The sequence below is a fragment of the Segatella paludivivens DSM 17968 = JCM 13650 genome (genome assembly GCF_000373185.1).
GTDB lineage: Bacteria > Bacteroidota > Bacteroidia > Bacteroidales > Bacteroidaceae > Prevotella > Prevotella paludivivens.
Window position 1 is genome coordinate 76,616 of record NZ_KB890638.1, and the last position, 15,295, is coordinate 91,910.

The following is a 15,295-nucleotide window of genomic DNA, read 5'->3' on the forward strand; positions in this document are numbered from 1 at the left end:
TTGTTGTTTTCCTATATACAATAATATTTTTTATGCTGCAAAAATATAGCTTTTCAACTGAATATGCAAGAAAAAGCAAGGTTATTTCGATAAAAACAGAAATTAATTTGGACGATAAACAAAAAAGGCGTAACTTTGCAGCGCTTTTTCCGGGAGATATTCCCGTGGTGATGGCGAATTAATAAACAATATTTAATTTAGAGTAACACAATTATGAAAGAGATTAGTGTGACAGGTCAGAAGCGTGCAGACCTTGGTAAGAAAGCTTCTAAAGAAATTCGTAAGCAGGGAATGATTCCTTGTAATATTTATGGTGAGAAGAAAGACGCTAACGGTGTTCCTGAGGCTTTAGCTTTCGCAGCTCCACTTAGTGAACTTCGTAAAATTATTTACACTCCTCACATCTACGTTGTTGATATTAACATCGATGGTGAGCACCACACAGCAATCCTTAAGGAAATTCAGTTCCATCCAGTAACAGATGCTCCTCTTCACGTAGACTTCTTCGAGGTTAACGATCAAAAACCTATCACAATGGGTGTTCCTGTTAAGCTTGTTGGTCTTGCACAGGGTGTTCGTGATGGTGGTCGTATGAACCTTACTGTACGTAAAATTAACATCACAGCTCCTTATCAGCAGATTCCAGAGCATCTTGATGTAGATGTAACAGCATTGAAGATTGGTAAGAGCATCAAGGTTGGTGAACTTTCATACGAAGGTCTTGAGATTGCTACAAGTAAGAGCGTAATCGTATGTTCTATCAAGATGACACGTCAGGCACAGCAGGCAAGCACTGATGAAGATGCTGCAGCCGCTGCTGAATAATCAAGTATGGACAAATATTTAATTTGTGGTTTGGGCAACCCTGGTGATGAATATCAGGGTACTCGACACAATACAGGATTTATGATATTGGACGCTTTTGCAAAAGCGTCCAATATTTGTTTTGAAGACAAGCGCTACGGTTTTGTGGCTGAAACATGTATAAAAGGTCGAAAGATTATATTACTAAAGCCAACTACATTTATGAACCTTAGTGGAAATGCTGTGAGATATTGGCTTAACAAAGAGAATATCGATCAAAGCAGACTCCTTGTCATAAGTGATGATGTTGCATTACCGTTAGGTGCTTTCAGATTAAAGAGCAGCGGAAGCAATGGTGGACACAACGGACTTGGAAATATCCAGCAGCTTATTGGTCAGAACTATGCCCGATTAAGAATGGGCATTGGTAATGAATATCCAAAAGGCGGACAGATAGACTGGGTTCTTGGGCACTATAGTGAAGATGACATGAAAGTGTTGCAGCCAAGCATTGATAACGCATGCGAGATAATAAAGAGTTTTGCACTTGCTGGTATTGACATCACAATGAATCAGTTTAACAAACTAGGAAAGAAATAATTTTATGGCAGAAGTAGCAAGAATAGATAAATGGCTTTGGGCAACGAGAGTTTTCAAAACGCGTTCTCTTGCTGCCGATGCATGTAAAAATGGACGTGTGACTATCAATGGCATAAATGTCAAACCTAGTCACACTATAAAAGTTGGGGAAACTGTAAGTGTAAAAAAGTCGCCAATAACTTATTCCTTTAAGGTATTGAAATGCATAGAACAGCGCGTCGGGGCAAAACTACTACCTGATATATATAAAAATGTTACAGATGCAAAACAATACGAATTATTGGAAATGAGCAGAATAAGCGGTTTCATTGACAGATCAAGAGGTACAGGCAGACCAACTAAGAAAGACCGTAGAGCATTAGACTCTTTTGCAGACCCTGTTATGTTCGGATTTGAAGATGAAGACGATGATGATTAAACGACTTTGCGAACTGCATTTATTAGCATAATAACGAAATGAAACATTTAGCAATCTTCGCCTCAGGCAATGGAACAAACTGCGAAAATATCATTAATTATTTCGCAGATTCTGATATTGCCGACATAAAGCTTGTTCTTTCCAACAAGTCTACTGCACCTGTCGTTGAAAATTCACAAAGACTAGGCATCAATACCGTTGTAGTTCCTAAAAAAGATTTTAACGATGAAAACATTCTTATGCCTATTCTAAAGGAAAACGACATTGATTTTATTATTCTTTCAGGTTTCCTTCTTTTCATCCCAGATTTTCTTATTAATCATTTCAATAAGCGAATAATCAATATTCACCCAGCCCTATTACCGAAATTCGGAGGTCCGGGAATGTATGGTATTCATGTGCACGCAGCAGTCAAAACTGCCAAAGAGAAAGAAACAGGAATGACGGTACATTGGGTAACTAAAGAAATCGACGGTGGCGAAATAATATTTCAGCATTCTACACCAATAACAGAAAAAGACACGGTAGCGGATATAGCCGAAAAAGAACATAAACTTGAAATTGAGTATTTTCCAAGAGACATTGAAAAAATACTCTCCATCTGCTAAATTATGAAAAAAAGAAAACTTTTTGCAAACTAGAGTTTGCAAATATGGAAATAAGTATTATCTTTGCATTGGATTAAATAAAACAAACTTATTAAATATATGGAAGCTTTCTTTAGCACACACGCTTATCTTGTTGAGCATACAGATGCGCCAGTACGTCGAACCCTGATGGACGAGATTGATTGGAATGATCGTATGATTGGCATTAAGGGAACGAGAGGTGTTGGGAAAAGTACTTTCCTACTGCAATATGCCAAAGAGAAGTTCGGTCCTAATGATCGCCGTTGCTTATATATCAACATGAACAACTTCTATTTCCAAGGAAAAGGCATTGCTGAGTTTGCTGGTGATTTTGCCGCACAAGGAGGAAAGGTGTTACTTATTGATCAAGTTTTCAAGCAACCTAACTGGAGCAAAGAATTACGTAAGTGTTACGACAACTTTCCTAACTTGAAAATTGTATTTACGGGTAGTAGTGTAATGCGTCTAAAAGAAGAAAATCCAGAACTAAACGGCATCGTAAAAAGCTATAATTTAAGAGGATTTTCTTTCCGTGAATTTTTGAATTTGCAAACCGGAAACGATTTCCGTCCATATACACTAGACGAAATCCTACAAAACCACGAACACTTAATTAAGGATATTCTTCCTAAAGTTAGTCCTTTGAAATATTTTCATGATTACATTCATCATGGTTTCTATCCATTCTTTCTTGAACAACGCAACTTTTCTGAAAATCTGCTCAAGACAATGAATATGATGACTGAAGTAGATATTCTTCTTATTAAGCAAATAGACTTAAAATATCTCACGAAAATTAAAAAGCTTTTTTACTTACTGGCAGTTGAAGGTCCGAAAGCTCCAAACATAAGTAATCTTGCACACGAAATAGAAACAAGTCGCGCTACTGTGATGAACTACATCAAATATCTAGCAGACGCACGCTTGATAAACATAATATATCCAATCGGACAGGAGTTTCCCAAAAAACCTAGCAAGGTGATGATGCATAATACTAATCTTATGTATGCTATCTATCCGATTCAAATAAATGATCAGGATGTTATGGAAACTTTTTTTGTAAATTCATTATGGAAAGACCATAAAGTAAACCAAGCATCCAAAGACCATTTCTTCATGGTTGACGGCAACATCAAATTCAAGATCTCAGATGCTCAAAGCGAGCATAAACAAAGATGTAACCCCGATACCATATACGCTAGATACAATACAGAAGTGGGAAAAGAAAACAGAATACCACTTTGGTTGCTGGGATTCATATATTGAAATTCTATAAGAACTTAAATTGAGAATAGATATATAAAACATTTATTAATAATTTTATCAAATATAAAATGGCTAAAGAAAAAAAATTTATCACATGTGATGGTAACACAGCTGCGGCTCATGTAAGCTATATGTTTACTGAGGTAGCTGCCATCTACCCTATCACTCCGTCTTCACCTATGGCGGAGCATGTAGATGAATGGGCTGCCAAAGGTCGCAAGAACCTTATGGGACAGACTGTTTCAGTTCAAGAGATGGAGTCTGAGGGCGGTGCTGCTGGTGCAGTTCACGGTTCTCTTCAGGCTGGTGCACTGACTACAACATTTACAGCATCTCAGGGTCTTCTTTTGATGATCCCTAATATGTATAAGATTGCAGGAGAACTTCTCCCTTGCGTATTCGATGTATCTGCTCGTACATTGGCATCACACTCACTTTGTATTTTTGGTGATCATCAGGATGTAATGGCATGTCGCCAGACTGGTTTCGCAATGTTCTGTTCAGGTTCTGTTCAGGAGGTTATGGACCTTACAGCCGTACCACATCTTGCAACATTAAAGACTAGTATTCCTTTCATCAACTTCTTCGACGGTTTCCGTACATCTCATGAGTATCATAAGATTGAAGAGATTGACCAGGAATCAATCAGAGGTCTTGTTGATCCAGAGGACATCAAGCGTTTCCGCGATCGAGCTTTGTCTCCAGAGCGCCCTGTAACACGCGGTACTGCAGAGAATCCAGAGACATTCTTCACACATCGTGAGGCAAGCAACGAATATTATGATAGAGTTCCTGCTGTTGTTGAGGATTACCTTGGTAAGATCTCTTCTATCACAGGTCGTGAGTATCACTTGTTCAACTATTATGGAGCAAAGGATGCAGAGGATGTTATCATATTAATGGGATCTGCTACAGAAGCAGCTCGCGAAGCTATCGACTTCCTTGTAAAGCAGGGAAAGAAAGTTGGTATGGTATCTGTTCATTTGTATCGTCCATTCTCTGTTGACTTCCTTAAGAAGACTCTTCCTGCTACAGTTAAGCGCATTGCTGTTCTTGACCGTACTAAGGAGCCTGGAGCTGAAGGTGAACCATTGTATCTTGACGTTAAGAGTGCACTATACAACGACGAGCGTAAGCCTCTTATCGTTGGCGGTCGCTACGGTCTTGGTTCTAGCGATACTACACCAGCTAAGATTATTGCTGTATTCAAGAACCTTGAATTGCCAGAGCCAAAGAATCACTTTACTGTAGGTATCGTTGATGACGTTACATTCACTTCTCTTCCAGAAGAGGAAGAAATTCCAATGGGTGGTGACACATTGTTCGAGGCTAAGTTCTACGGACTTGGTGCTGATGGTACTGTAGGCGCTAACAAGAACTCTGTTCAGATTATTGGCAACAACACCAATAAGTACTGTCAGGCATATTTCAGCTACGACTCTAAGAAGTCTGGTGGTTTCACATGTTCTCACCTTCGTTTCGGTGATGAGCCTATCCACTCTACTTATCAGGTAAACACTCCTAACTTTGTAGCTTGCCACGTTCAGGCTTACCTTCATATGTATGACGTTACTCGCGGTCTTCGTGACAACGGTACATTCTTGTTGAATACTATCTTCGAGGGTGAGGAACTTGTAAACTTTATCCCTAATAAGGTTAAGGCATACTTCGCAAAGCACAATATCACTGTATATTATATCAACGCAACAAAGATTGCACAAGAAATTGGTCTTGGCAACCGTACAAACACTATTCTTCAGAGCGCATTCTTCCGCATTACAGAGGTTATTCCTTTGGATCTTGCTGTTGAGCAGATGAAGGCATTTATTGTTAAGTCTTACTCTAAGAAGGGTCAGGATGTTGTTGACAAGAACTTCGGTGCTGTTGAACACGGAAACGAATATAAGGAACTTGCTGTTGATCCAGCATGGGCTAACCTCGCTGACGATTCAGCTAAGGAAGATAATGCACCTGCATTCATCAAAGAACTTGTTCGTCCTATCAACGGACAGAGCGGTGACCTTCTTAAGGTTTCTGACTTTGTTAAGCATGATACTGTTGACGGTACATGGCAGAATGGTTCTGCTGCATTTGAAAAGCGTGGTGTAGAGGCTTTCGTTCCTGTATGGAATTCAGAAAACTGTATCCAGTGTAACAAGTGTGCATATTCATGTCCTCACGCTGCTATACGTCCATTCGTTCTTGATGAGAATGAAGCTAAGGGTTTCGATGGAACAACTCTTGAAATCAAGGCTCCTAAGTCTCTTGTTGGAATGCAGTTCCGTATAGAAGTTTCTGTTCTTGACTGTCTTGGATGTAGTAACTGTTCAGATGTTTGTCCTGGTAAGAAGGGCGAAAAGGCATTGACCATGATTCCATTCAACATCGATAAACCAGAAATGATTAAGGAAGCTAAGAACTGGGAATACCTTGTTAAGAATGTTACATCTAAGCAGAATCTTGTTGATATCAAGCAGAGTGCAAAGAACTCACAGTTCGCTCAACCTTTGTTTGAATTCTCTGGTGCTTGCTCTGGTTGTGGTGAGACTCCTTATGTTAAGTTGGTTTCTCAACTTTACGGTGACCGCGAGATGATTGCCAACGCTACAGGTTGTTCATCTATCTACTCAGCTTCTATTCCAGCTACTCCATATACAACAAATGCTGAAGGCCAGGGTCCTGCATTCGACAACTCTTTGTTCGAGGACTTCTGCGAATTCGGTCTTGGTATGACTTTGGGTAACAAGAAGATGAAAGAGCGCATTGTTAAGTTACTTAACGACGCCATAGCAAATGGAGCTACAGAAGAGTTCAAGGCTGCTGCTGAAAAGTGGATTGAAGCTAAGGATGATGCTGATGGTTCTAAGGTTGCTGCCGCTGAACTTAAGCCTCTTATTGCCAAGGGTGCTGAGGCTGGTTGCGAAATCTGCTCTGAGCTAAAGACTCTTGATCATTACTTGGTTAAGCGTTCACAGTGGATTATCGGTGGTGACGGTGCTTCTTATGATATCGGTTACGGTGGTCTCGACCACGTTCTTGCTTCTGGTGAAGATGTAAACATCCTTGTTCTTGATACAGAGGTTTACTCTAACACTGGTGGTCAGAGTTCTAAGTCTACTCCACTAGGTGCTATCGCACAGTTCGCTGCTCAGGGTAAGCGTATTTGCAAGAAAGACCTTGGTCTTATGCAGGCAACTTATGGTTACGTATATGTAGCTCAGATTGCAATGGGTGCAGACAATGCTCAAACATTGAAGGCTATACGTGAAGCTGAAGCTTATCCAGGTCCATCATTAATCATTGCTTACTCTCCATGTATCAATCACGGTTTGAAGCGTGGTGGTATGGGACGTTCACAACGTGAGGAAGAACTCGCTGTTGAATGCGGTTACTGGCACTTGTGGCGCTTTAATCCACAATTGGCTGAAGAAGGAAAGAATCCATTCATCTTGGATAGCAAGGAACCTAACTGGGCTAACTTCCGCGACTTCCTACTTGGTGAGGTTCGCTACATGAGTGTCCAGAAGGCTTATCCTAACGAGGCTGATGAATTGTTCGCTCAGGCTGAAAAGATGGCAAAACGCCGTTATCAGAGCTATGTAAGAAAGAGCAAGGAAGACTGGAGCGAGGCTATTGACTAAAAAATAGTTTTAAACTAAATATTCCAAAGGGCTGGTACTATTTTGTATCAGCCCTTTTATTTTTTTAGCAACATAATGATTATAGGTTATTTATAATCAACAAGTTACAATACCACTAAATAAATTTTATTTACATCAAGTAGTAATTCAAGACTTTCTACAAACGTTTCATCGATATAATACAAACTTTATATCATAGAAATGAAAACTTTTGATCGAAGAAAAGAAGACTTCATATCGTAGAAACACAAATAACATATTATTATATCAGCATATTTTCAAATATTCCTACATAGTTTTTTCGAAAAAGTAAACGTCTAAGTGGCACCACATTGCTACTAGCAATTTATAAGACTTATTTATATAGTATCAAAGTAATGTCTCACTTTATAAAATCAGCTATAAACTAAATTATTTTTCCGTTTTATGTTTAAAACGGCAGTCGGAGACATAGCTCGAACATAACTCAACGTAACTAAGATTCCATATTTTATTTACGTAAGCTCCTATATACAAAAAGATTCAAGAGTTACTTAACTCTACGTAGCTAAATAAAAAAAAGCGCTGGAGTTAAAGTAACTCCAGCGCTTCTATGTTGTGTGTATAACTATCTAATTCTATCAGCAGCCCTAACGAGCTTTTCATCTGCAATTATCGAATGACGTGCCATAATATATAAAACTAGTGATATAAATGGCAGACAAGCCGCAAATGCGAAGTGCAAAGTTTGATTTTCAAATGCAAGACCACCTAACATTGTGAAATACATATATGCCACATACCACAAAAGTATCAACAATATATTAATAACACAGAGACAAGCCTGAAACTTTCTGTCGTGAAACTTGAATATTGACCATAAGTTAATAGGACAAGTAAGTAAAAGAATCACAAACAGAGGACACACCTTAAAATCTAATGCACCACTTCCGTTCTTTATCCACAAATTATATACCTCTGTATTTACACCCATTCCAGTTGGTTCAAACACAGCAACCGGCAAAGAAAGACATACAATAGTGAGAATAAGAGCTACAAGCAGAAATAAAGTCTGTCTACGCTGTATCATTAGTTCTCGTTATTAACAGTATCCTTTGCAGGATCACGCCAATAAATGTTACCGTCTACAAATTCCTGAGTAGCCAACAAGATTGGCTTAGGAAGTTTCTCATAATAACGTGAAATCTCAATTTGCTCACGATTTTCAAACACTTCCTCAAGAGAATCATTGTAAGAAGCGAACTCTGCCAATTTTTTGTTAAGTTCCTGTTTGATTTCAACAGAGATTTGATTTGCGCGTTTAGCTATGATAGCTACACTCTCATAAATATTACCAGTTTCGTCACATAAATCCATAATGTTACGAGTGACTGTGTTCACTGGTGCTTTTGATTTCTTGTAATCCATTTATTTGTTTATTTATCGTTATTATTTTCTCCAGTATATTTCTTGCATTTCTCAATAAATTTTTGAGCTACATTCTTATCCTTTGAATCTGGAAATTCATTAAGGAAACCATAACACTCATCCTCAGCATCCTGGTATCTGTCAAGGCGTTTCTCGTCAATACTCTGTTCTGCAAGTTCAAACTTACTCTTCATGATTAAAACAGAAAAGTCTTCACGCATACTTGTATAAGGATAATCCTTAAGAGCATTCTGGCTAGTTATAACGCAAGCCTCATAGTTGTTTCCACCATCAGTGCAATTACCGAAATAAGAACCAAGGTTATAATATAGTCTTGCAGAATAAAGTTCCTTCAAAACCAACTTATCTTGCAACTCAAACAATTTCTTTTGAGCAGAATCTTTTTGCTTTGCATCAGGATATAAATCTAAATATGTCTGAAAAGCAGAAATAGCAGAAATAGTCATAGATTGATCAAGACGTGGTTCAGGAGTACTCATGTACAAGCTAAGTCCTTCATAATAATGTGACATCTCTGCCAAATATCCTTTTGGATAAGACTGATAATATCGCTTGAAAGCTTGGGCTGCCCCTTCATAGTCCATACTATTATACTCAGCCATAGCTAACATATAAAGACTTTCCTGGGCATTGTCTGTTCCCTTCTCTATTGTAATAAGATCTGTAAGCAACGTTATAGCACGTGCGTACTTACCATTTGCATAACATTCTTTAGCGTACTCGTATTTATACTGATAATCATCAGTCTTATAAACCTTATTGAATTCACCAGCGCAACTTGAAAAAAGCATCGCTAGGCATATTGGGAATAGACTATATTTCTTCATATTTAAATATATTGAGATGCAAAGTTACTTACTTTTCCCTGATTTACAAAGTAAATAATACACTTTTTCGCAAATTATTAGTCTTTATAACTCATATTAGCTGATAATTTAGTATTTTTGCAGTTTACATAAGGGATGAGACATGGATTTTAAACTAACTTCAAGATATAGTCCAACCGGAGATCAGCCGGAAGCTATAAGACAATTAACTGAAGAATTACAACAAGGAGCATCGGCTCAGGTACTTCTTGGAGTAACAGGTTCAGGAAAAACGTTTACAGTAGCTAATGTTATTGCTAACGTAAACAAACCTACCCTTATATTAAGTCACAATAAAACTCTTGCAGCACAGCTTTATGAGGAAATGAAAGGATTTTTCCCAAATAATGCCGTAGAGTATTATGTATCATATTACGACTATTATCAACCAGAGGCTTATCTGCCATCTTCTGACACATACATTGAAAAGGATCTTGCCATAAATGAAGAGATTGACAAGCTGAGACTGAGTGCCGTTTCTGCCCTATTATCGGGACGTAGAGATGTTGTCGTTGTGTCTTCTGTATCATGCATATATGGTATGGGCGGACCAGCCGCTATGCAGGAAAATATAATAAAAATAAAAAAAGGACAAACTATAGACCGCAATGAATTTTTGCGACAATTAGTAAATGCTCTATATGTAAGAAATGACATTGAACTGCAACGCGGAAACTTCAGGGTAAAAGGTGACACTGTTGATATATCCATGGCTTACAGTGACAACGTGCTGAGAGTTACATGGTGGGATGACGAAATTGACAGCATTGAGGAAGTGGACAATATAACATTTCATACTCTTACATCATTTGAGGAATATGAGATATATCCTGCAAATCTTTTTGTCACAACTAAAGAACAGACAGAGTTAGCCATAAGACAAATACAAGATGATCTTACAAAGCAAGTAAACTACTTTAGTGAAATCGGAGATGATATTAAGGCTCAGAGAATTAAGGAAAGAGTCGAATATGATATGGAAATGATGAAGGAGCTCGGTCACTGCAGTGGAATAGAAAACTATTCAAGGTATTTTGATGGCAGAAATGCTGGAGAAAGACCTTACTGTCTTTTAGACTTTTTCCCTAAAGATTATCTAATAGTTATTGACGAAAGTCACGTAAGCGTTCCACAAATTAATGCTATGTATGGTGGCGACAGAGCTCGAAAACAAAATCTGATTGAATTTGGTTTCCGACTTCCAGCAGCATTCGATAACCGTCCTTTGAGATTTGAAGAATTCCACGAATTAATAAACCAAATAATTTACGTCAGTGCCACTCCTGCCAACTATGAGATAGAGGAAGCTGAGGGGGTTGTCGTTGAGCAGATTATACGTCCAACAGGATTACTTGATCCAGAAATAGAGGTCAGACCGTCTGAAAATCAGATTGATGACCTAATGGACGAAATCCTTACTAGATGCAACAGAAACGAGAGGGTTCTAGTAACGACATTGACAAAACGAATGGCAGAAGAACTCACAGAATATCTTTTGAATCATGAGGTAAAAGCCAATTATATACATAGCGATGTAGCTACTCTTGATAGAGTGAGAATAATGAATGATTTAAGAGCAGGTGTATATGATGTCCTTGTTGGTGTAAACCTACTTCGTGAAGGACTTGATTTGCCGGAGGTTTCATTGGTTGCTATTCTGGACGCAGACAAAGAAGGATTTCTGAGAAGTCACAGAAGTTTAACTCAGACAGCCGGACGTGCAGCACGAAATGTCAACGGAAGAGTTATTATGTATGCAGACAAAATAACAGATAGTATGCAACGCACTATTGACGAAACGGCAAGACGACGTAGCATTCAGCTTAAATATAATCAAGATCACAACATAACGCCTCAACAGATTACCAAGAAGATTGGTTCATCACTAGCAATGGGCAATGACACTAACAGCGCAACAGGTAGAGGCGGTAACAATATCGCATCAAATGCATACATTGAACCAGAGTATGGTACTTTCGCTGCGGATACAATTGTGAAACACATGTCACACGATGAACTCCAACGAAGTATAGACAACACAACAGAGTTAATGAAAACGGCTGCTAAAAATCTTGACTTTATTCAGGCTGCTCAATATAGAGATGAAATTATAAGATTGCAAGACCAGCTAAAATTAAAGGAGTAAATCTATTAATTATAGTTAAGTTTAAGAAATCTACCTATACCTATCTAATTGCTCTCATCTTTTTTTATTACTTTTGCCGTAATTATATTATTATAATAAGTTAGCATTATGAAGAAATTATTTATATTGTCACTCTGCTTTTTGCCAATTTTTGGAATGGCACAAGATATAAAGACAACACAAAGTAATACAAAAATTGAACAGCTGAAGGCTGATGCCATCAAGAAGGCTGCAGAAGCCAAGAAGGCTGCAGAAGAAGCACAAAAGGCTGCCGATGATGCCTTGAAAGCTGCTAAAGAATTAGAACAAGCTACTTCTAGTGATAAGAAAGATGATAACAGTCCTTCTGAATGGACAGTTCCAACACAAGCACCAAAAACAAAAACAATAGTAAAGGAAGAAAATCCAGAAGATAGTCCCAAATACCTTGCAGGAGCCGTACCTGAAGATAATGGCAACGTTGTATTTTCACTCAACGAAGATTTACCAGGAATGGACGCTAGCGAGATATACGCCAAGCTTTATTCTGCGATCAGTTCAATAACAACTGACGCTAATCAAACAAATAGCAGAATTGCGCTTGTAAACAAAGAAAAACACATTATTGCTGCAAAGTGTATTGAATGGCTTGTTTTCTCAAATAACTTTCTATCTCTTGACAGAACAGAGTTTTCATACACCATTATTGCAGAATGCGATAACAACAAGGCAAAAGTCACAATAAGCCGAATCAATTACAACTATGAACAGGGTCGTGTTACAGGTTTCAAAGATTCTGCCGAAAAACTGATTTCTGATAAGGAAAGCATTAACAGTAAAGGTAAAATGAATAGACTTAACGCTAAGTTCAGAATCAAAACTATAGATCGAGTAAACGAAATTTTCAATAATATAAAATTGACATTAGAACAAAAATAATAAAAAGATTATGGAAGAAAATATAAATAAAGACGAGAGAGAATACGCTGTAAAGCCACATCATACTCAGCCTAAATTGAATAATGGTAAAGATTCAATGTTTAGATATCGCAATATCATAAACGTTGCATTTATGGTATTGGCAATTACTGGAGTAATAATTTACACAAAATCAGATTTTAAGATTACAGGCGCCGTGATACTTATCATTGCGGTAGTATTGAAATTTATCGAAGTGTCACTACGAATGTTCCATAAATGAAAAGAATATTATTTATAGTCGTCCTCCTTCTTTCGGTATCTAATATATTCGCCCAATTCAATGACAACGGTTCTTACAACCAAATGGACGAAACAGGAAATATTACCAGACGAGGAGGCAAAAATAAAATAGATTCATTAGGCTCTGACAAAGAAATACCAAAGGGTATTAAAGTTTGGACTATAGACAAAAGGTTTGGTGACAGAACAGATGCTGTTCTTGACACTATTCCGCATATGTTTATGAATTCAATATTCACAACCGGTATGCGAGGTGAATTTAACACTACCGGCAACCTTGGTGCACCACGCATCAACCGCATATTTATTGATAGAGTAAATACAGGACAGTTTATCTTCACACAACCGTATGACTTTTTCATTACGCCAGAAGACAAGTTCTATTTCACCAACACATTGTCACCATTTACTAATATTACGTACAACAATGCCGGAGACAGAATAAATGGAGAAGATCATTTCACAGCTAAATTCGGTGTCAATGCTGGTAAAAAACTTGGTTTAGGTTTCAAATTCGATTACCTATACGGCCGTGGATATTATCAAAACCAAAGTTCGTCGAATTTTAACTATACGATGTATGGTTCATATATTGATGACAATTATCAGGCGCATCTCATTGTCTCAACTAATCATCAGAAGATCGCCGAGAACGGAGGTATCACAGACGACAATTACATAAAGCATCCCGAAAGTTTCAGTGATAATTATGCAACCAACGAGATACCGACTGTATTGGAAAAAAACTGGAACAGAAATGATAACCAGCATATTCTGTTTACACAACGCTACAATATTGGTTTCAGTAGAAAGGTAAAAATGACAGACGACGAAATCAAGGCGAAGAAATTCGCGATGGAGTCTAAAAAAGAAAACGCCACTGCTGAGAAAAATAAAGATAACAAGCATAATGACAAGCCTAACGAAAAAGAGTTAAAATCTTTTGCCGGAAGACCTGACAATGCAAAGATTGCCGGTGCAGAACCTGACAAAAAGGATAATGCCAGCAAACGTTTATCAATCAGCAAAGAAGCCGCAGACAGTATTCTCTTAGCAGAGAAGAATGCTAAAAAAGACACTGCATGGTTAAAAAATGAGTTTGTTCCTGTAACAAGTTTCATTCATACAATGGAGTTCAATAACTACGAACGTATATATGAGGCTTACGAAACTCCAAACAAGTTCTATGCTAACACTTATAAAGCAGATGAGAAGCTACCTGGCGACTCTATATACGACAAAACGAGTCATTACAGTCTTAAAAACACATTTGCAATATCTCTTCTTGAAGGATTTAACAAATGGGCTAAATCTGGAATCAAAGCATTTGTAACATCAGACTTACGTCATTTCACACTCCCCGACTCTATTGGTACAAAATCATACAATGAGCATGATATAAGCATTGGAGGAATGATAAACAAGACGCAAGGAAAGACATTCCATTACAGTGTTATTGGTGAGACTTGGCTTACAGGTACAGACGCTGGACAAATTAAATTTGATGCTACTGCAGACCTTAACTTCAAGTTATTTGGAGACACGGTAACTCTTGCGGCTAGCGGCTTTTTATACAGACTGAATCCAACTTTCTACTATCGTCATTATCACTCAATGCACTATTGGTGGGATAATAACGACTTGGACAAGGTTATTCATTCGCGCATTCAGGGTGTGTTTAGCTATAAGAAGACGCGCACGTCACTACGTGTAGCAGTAGACGAAATAAAGAATTATACATATTTTGCATCTTCGTATACTATAGACAAAGATCTCAACAGACTTGGCAACGCCATTACGGTAAAGCAAAATGGTGGAGCAATAAATCTCGTAACAGCTTCGTTATCACAGGATTTCACACTCGGGCCTCTTAACTGGGAGAATGAAATTACTTATCAAAAATCTAGTAACAAAGATGCGCTTCCTGTACCAGATTTGAACATATACAGTAATCTGTACCTTAGATTCAAGATTGCACATGTTCTAAAATGTGATTTGGGTAGTGATATTAGATATTTTACGGAGTATTATGCTCCTGAATATATCCCAGGTATTGGACAATATACAGTACAGACAAATACAAGTACAACAAACGGAACCGATAGCAGAGTAAATATAGGAAACTATCCTATCGTTAATGTTTACGCTAATTTCCATCTAAAGCATACACGCTTCTTCATAATGATGAGTCATGTGAATGCTGGAAATGGAAACAAAAACTACTTCCTGAGTCCCCACTATCCACTAAACGAGAGAATACTCAGAATTGGAATAAGTTGGAATTTCTTTAACTAGAA

Annotated in this window: 14 protein-coding genes; 11 read left to right on the forward strand and 3 right to left on the reverse strand. The window is 37.8% G+C overall.

Going from position 1 to position 15,295, the window contains the following annotated elements; translation table 11 throughout:
• Window positions 1–32: 32 nt before the first annotated feature.
• The 7 genes from B045_RS15510 (at window position 33) to nifJ (ending at window position 7,358) form a co-directional block, all read left to right on the forward strand.
• Window positions 33–182 carry a hypothetical protein gene (locus tag B045_RS15510; protein WP_018463307.1) on the forward strand — a complete coding sequence of 50 codons (150 nt, stop codon included), beginning with the start codon at window positions 33–35 and terminating at the stop codon, window positions 180–182.
• A 31-nt stretch (window positions 183–213) separates the two neighbouring features.
• Window positions 214–825: a 50S ribosomal protein L25/general stress protein Ctc gene (locus B045_RS0105660; RefSeq protein WP_018463308.1), complete on the forward strand. Its 612-nt coding sequence runs from the start codon at window positions 214–216 to the stop codon at window positions 823–825.
• A gap of 6 nt (window positions 826–831) precedes the next feature.
• A complete protein-coding gene (gene pth / locus B045_RS0105665) occupies window positions 832–1,404 on the forward strand; it encodes an aminoacyl-tRNA hydrolase (RefSeq protein ID WP_018463309.1) in 573 nt (190 codons plus the stop codon).
• Between the two features lie 4 nt (window positions 1,405–1,408).
• Window positions 1,409–1,822: an RNA-binding S4 domain-containing protein gene (locus B045_RS0105670; protein ID WP_018463310.1), complete on the forward strand. Its 414-nt coding sequence runs from the start codon at window positions 1,409–1,411 to the stop codon at window positions 1,820–1,822.
• Between the two features lie 38 nt (window positions 1,823–1,860).
• On the forward strand, window positions 1,861–2,430 hold the full coding sequence (gene purN / locus B045_RS0105675) for a phosphoribosylglycinamide formyltransferase (protein WP_018463311.1): 570 nt from the start codon (window positions 1,861–1,863) through the stop codon (window positions 2,428–2,430).
• Window positions 2,431–2,529: 99 nt separating this feature from the next.
• The gene (locus B045_RS0105680; protein WP_018463312.1) at window positions 2,530–3,717 is read left to right on the forward strand and encodes an ATP-binding protein; all 1,188 of its coding nucleotides are present in this window, start codon (window positions 2,530–2,532) and stop codon (window positions 3,715–3,717) included.
• A 68-nt stretch (window positions 3,718–3,785) separates the two neighbouring features.
• Window positions 3,786–7,358: a pyruvate:ferredoxin (flavodoxin) oxidoreductase gene (nifJ, locus tag B045_RS0105685; RefSeq protein WP_018463313.1), complete on the forward strand. Its 3,573-nt coding sequence runs from the start codon at window positions 3,786–3,788 to the stop codon at window positions 7,356–7,358.
• A gap of 607 nt (window positions 7,359–7,965) precedes the next feature.
• On the opposite strand, the gene B045_RS0105690 is transcribed toward nifJ, so the two are convergent.
• From B045_RS0105690 to B045_RS0105700, 3 genes are read right to left on the reverse strand one after another with little or no spacing between them, the layout of a single operon-like run.
• A complete protein-coding gene (locus B045_RS0105690) occupies window positions 7,966–8,427 on the reverse strand; it encodes a DUF4293 domain-containing protein (RefSeq protein WP_018463314.1) in 462 nt (153 codons plus the stop codon).
• The gene (locus B045_RS0105695; RefSeq protein ID WP_018463315.1) at window positions 8,427–8,765 is read right to left on the reverse strand and encodes a DNA-directed RNA polymerase subunit omega; all 339 of its coding nucleotides are present in this window, start codon (window positions 8,763–8,765) and stop codon (window positions 8,427–8,429) included. Before B045_RS0105695 ends, B045_RS0105690 begins: the two co-directional genes overlap by 1 nt.
• 8 nt (window positions 8,766–8,773) lie before the next feature.
• Window positions 8,774–9,613: an outer membrane protein assembly factor BamD gene (locus tag B045_RS0105700; protein WP_018463316.1), complete on the reverse strand. Its 840-nt coding sequence runs from the start codon at window positions 9,611–9,613 to the stop codon at window positions 8,774–8,776.
• A 142-nt stretch (window positions 9,614–9,755) separates the two neighbouring features.
• Here B045_RS0105700 and uvrB point away from each other — a divergent pair, with 142 nt between their 5' ends.
• From uvrB to B045_RS0105720, 4 genes are all read left to right on the forward strand, one after another.
• A complete protein-coding gene (uvrB, locus tag B045_RS0105705) occupies window positions 9,756–11,798 on the forward strand; it encodes an excinuclease ABC subunit UvrB (RefSeq protein WP_018463317.1) in 2,043 nt (680 codons plus the stop codon).
• A 108-nt stretch (window positions 11,799–11,906) separates the two neighbouring features.
• Complete coding sequence (locus tag B045_RS0105710; protein WP_018463318.1) at window positions 11,907–12,716, forward strand: DUF4468 domain-containing protein; 810 nt, start codon at window positions 11,907–11,909, stop codon at window positions 12,714–12,716.
• Window positions 12,717–12,726: 10 nt separating this feature from the next.
• The gene (locus tag B045_RS0105715) at window positions 12,727–12,978 is read left to right on the forward strand and encodes a hypothetical protein (RefSeq protein ID WP_018463319.1); all 252 of its coding nucleotides are present in this window, start codon (window positions 12,727–12,729) and stop codon (window positions 12,976–12,978) included.
• A complete protein-coding gene (locus tag B045_RS0105720) occupies window positions 12,975–15,293 on the forward strand; it encodes a putative porin (protein ID WP_025883167.1) in 2,319 nt (772 codons plus the stop codon). Before B045_RS0105715 ends, B045_RS0105720 begins: the two co-directional genes overlap by 4 nt.
• Window positions 15,294–15,295 lie beyond the last annotated feature (2 nt).